Source organism: Pseudomonas sp. GM30 (genome assembly GCF_000282275.2).
GTDB lineage: Bacteria > Pseudomonadota > Gammaproteobacteria > Pseudomonadales > Pseudomonadaceae > Aquipseudomonas.
On the sequence record NZ_AKJP02000005.1, the window covers coordinates 45744 to 49040 of the forward strand.

Here is a 3297-nt window from a genome sequence, read left to right on the forward strand (position 1 = left end):
ATTGGTCGGCTCGTAGGCCGCCATTGCCAGCAGGGCTGGGCGAAAAACAGGGACGGGTTCATGACCCGTCCCTTTTGATTTGTGCACTTCAGGCACTAGCCCGGCCAATCAGCTCCGGCAATCAGTCCCGCGCCAACGCCTCGATCGGGTCCAGGCGTGAAGCATTACGCGCGGGGACGAAGCCGAAGACGATGCCGATCAGCGTCGAGCAGATCACTGCCGTCACCACCGAGGCCATGGAGAACACCATTTCCCATTCCTTGATGAACAGCGAAAACAGGTGACCGATGGCATACGACAACGAGATGCCGATCGCCCCGCCGAGCAGGCAGACCATCACCGCTTCCACCAGAAACTGCTGACGAATGTCCGACTGGCGCGCGCCGACCGCCATGCGAATGCCGATCTCCCGCGTGCGCTCGGTCACCGACACCAGCATGATGTTCATCACGCCGATGCCGCCGACCACCAGCGAAATCACCGCGATCAGCGACAGCAGCAAGGCCAGCGAGCGACTGGTTTTCTGCACGGTCTGCATCACGCTGTCGAGGTTGTTGGTGTAGAAGTCCTTGATGCCGTGGCGTTGCAGCATCAATTGGGTGACGTGATTTTCCACGACTTTGCTCGACTGGCCGTCCTTGATCCGTACGCTGATGCTGTCGAGAAAGCGTTGGCCCAGAATACGCCCGGCGGCGGTTTCGTAGGGCACCCAGACGTTGAGGGTCTTGCCGGAGGCAAACAGGTTCTTGTTCTCGGCCGCCACGCCGATCACCGTGCACGGCAGGTTGCCGATCAGGATCACCTGGCCCAGCGGATCAACACCCTCGCCGAACAGCCGATGCCGGGTGTTGTAGTCGATTACCACCACCTGCGCCTGGCGCCGCGCATCGCTTTCGCTGAAGGTGATGCCCGCCTCCAGTTTGATCCCGCGCACCTGAAAGTACTGGTCGCTGACGCCGTTGATCTGCGCGTCGAGGTCGATGTTGCGGTAACGCAGGAGCATGCTGCGGCCGACCACCGGGGTGGCGCTGTCGACGTAATACAGTTGATTCAGTGCGGTGACGTCAGCCGGTACCAGCGTCTCGATCGAGGCCGCGCGCTTGTCACCGAAACTGCTGCCGGAATAGATGTCGATGGTGTTGCTGCCGATCGCCGAAATGTCCTTGAGCACGTAATTTTTCGCGCCCTCGCCAATCGCCGAAATCGACACCACCGAGGTGATACCGATGACGATGCCGAGCATGGTCAGCAAGGTGCGCATGCGGTGCGAAATCAGCGCCACCCAGGCCATGTTGAAGGCTTCCTTGAACAGCCCGAGGCTGGCCACCAGACGGCGTGTCGCCGGTGGTTTAGGCGGCACCTCCTCTTCGCCCGGCAGTTGCCCGGTGTCGCGCTGATTGCGGCGGTCGCTGAGGATTTCACCGTCGCTGACTTCGATGATGCGCTCGGCGTTGGCCGCGACTTTCGGGTCGTGGGTCACCAGAATCACCGTGTGCCCGGCCGCGTGCAGCTCCAGCAGGATGCGCATCACCTCTTTACCGCTGGCGGTGTCGAGGGCGCCGGTGGGTTCGTCGGCGAGTATCACTTCACCGCCATTCATCAAGGCCCGGGCGATACTCACCCGTTGTTGCTGACCACCGGAGAGCTGACTCGGCCGGTGGGTCAGGTGTCCATCAAGGCCCAGTCGCGCCAGCAGCTCACGGGCGCGGGCATGGCGTTGTGGCGCCGGGATGCCAGCGTAAATTGCCGGCATCTCGACGTTGTGCATCGCACTCAGGTGCGGCAGCAAGTGATAGCGCTGGAAGATGAAACCGAAGTAATCACGGCGCAGCTCGGCCAGCGCCTGGTCGTCGAGGTCGCGCGTCTCCTGGCCGTTGATCTTGTAACTGCCGGCGGTCGCATAGTCGAGGCAGCCGAGGATGTTCATCAGGGTTGATTTGCCGGAACCCGAGGCGCCGATGATCGCCACCATTTCTCCGGCATTGATCGTCAGGTTGATATCCTTCAGCGCGAGAAACTCGCGGTCGCCAGCGGTGAAACTGCGGGTGATGCCGGTCAGTTGCAGCAATGCTTGCGTCATGCTCAAGCCCCCGCCACGGCGGGCAACGGATCACCGATCACCACCCGCTCGCCTTCGCTGAGGCCCTGATTGATCTGCACTTTGACGTTGTTGTTGATCCCGGTCTGCACGTTGCGCGACTGCGCCTGGCCCTTGGCGTCCAGCACTCGCACCGGAAAACTGCCATCGGCGTTGCGCGGCCCAAGCGCGGCCACCGGCACGGTCAGCACCGATTGCGCGGTATCGAGGACGATGCGCACTTGCGCGGTCATCGAGATGCGCAAGCGATGGTCGGGATTGGGCACTTCGAACAGCGCGTTGTAGAACACCGCGGTGTTTTGTTTGGGGGTGCCGGCCGGCGGCGTTTCGAGGAAGTTTTGCGGCGCAGGCTCCGTGCCACGCAGCTTGCCGTAATAGCGTTTGTCCTCGCCGAGAATGGTGAAGTACACCTGCTGCCCCGGCGCGATATGAATCACGTCGGCCTCCGACACCTGGGCCTTGATGGTCATGGTGTCCAGATCCGCCAGTTTCAGCAGGATCGGCGCCAACTGGTTGGCGATCACGGTCTGGCCTTCCTGGGTGACGATGCCGACCACGTCGCCATCGATCGGCGCGACGATTCGCGTGTACGCGAGGTTGACCTTGGCGGTGTCGATCTGGATGTGCGCGCTCTTGATCTGCGCGTCCAGCGACAGCAGATTGGCCTGCTGCACCTCGTAGTCCGATTGCGCGGTTTCGAAGTCCTGACGCGAGATCGACGCATCTTCCTGCAGGTTCTGATAGCGCTCGTAGATCGCTTTGGTCTGTTTGAGCTGGGCCTGCGTGGCGCGCTTCTGCGCCTGCAGGTTTTCCTCATCGACCTGCGCCTGACGCAGGGTGTTCTGCAGCACCAGCGGATCGATCTCGGCCAGCCACTGGCCCTTCTTCACCTTGTCGCCAACCTTGACCTTGAGCGACTTCAACTGCCCCGACACCTGAGCGCCGACGTCCACCTGTTTGACGCCTTCCAGCAAACCGGTGGCGAGCACAGTGTTTTCGATATCCGAGCGTTCGACCGGGGCGGTCTGGTATTTCGGTGCTTCGGCCGGTGCCTGCACCGTGTACAGCACCAACCCGGCCACCACCGCCAACGCCAACCCCATACCGACTTTGCGCAACTTCGACTTTTCCATAAATAACCACAAGTCCGTTCAGGGATGAACCCGGCCAGCGGCCGGGTCTTGATAGAACAACCACAC

At 61.8% G+C, this 3297-nt stretch carries 2 protein-coding genes; both read right to left on the reverse strand.

Annotated features, from left to right (window positions below; translation table 11 throughout):
- Positions 1-121 precede the first annotated feature (121 nt).
- Positions 122-2080, reverse strand: coding sequence for a MacB family efflux pump subunit (locus PMI25_RS04175; protein ID WP_007969709.1), 1959 nt, complete (start codon positions 2078-2080; stop codon positions 122-124).
- Between the two features lie 2 nt (positions 2081-2082).
- Positions 2083-3231, reverse strand: a complete 1149-nt coding sequence (gene macA, locus PMI25_RS04180; RefSeq protein ID WP_007969710.1) for a macrolide transporter subunit MacA — start codon at positions 3229-3231, stop codon at positions 2083-2085.
- Positions 3232-3297 lie beyond the last annotated feature (66 nt).

Excerpts from the sequence above, each read along its gene's own strand:
- macA (WP_007969710.1), bottom strand. The coding sequence starts at position 3,231 with ATGGAAAAGTCGAAGTTGCGCAAAGTCGGTATGGGGTTGGCGTTGGCG.
- PMI25_RS04175 (WP_007969709.1), bottom strand. The coding sequence starts at position 2,080 with ATGACGCAAGCATTGCTGCAACTGACCGGCATCACCCGCAGTTTCACC.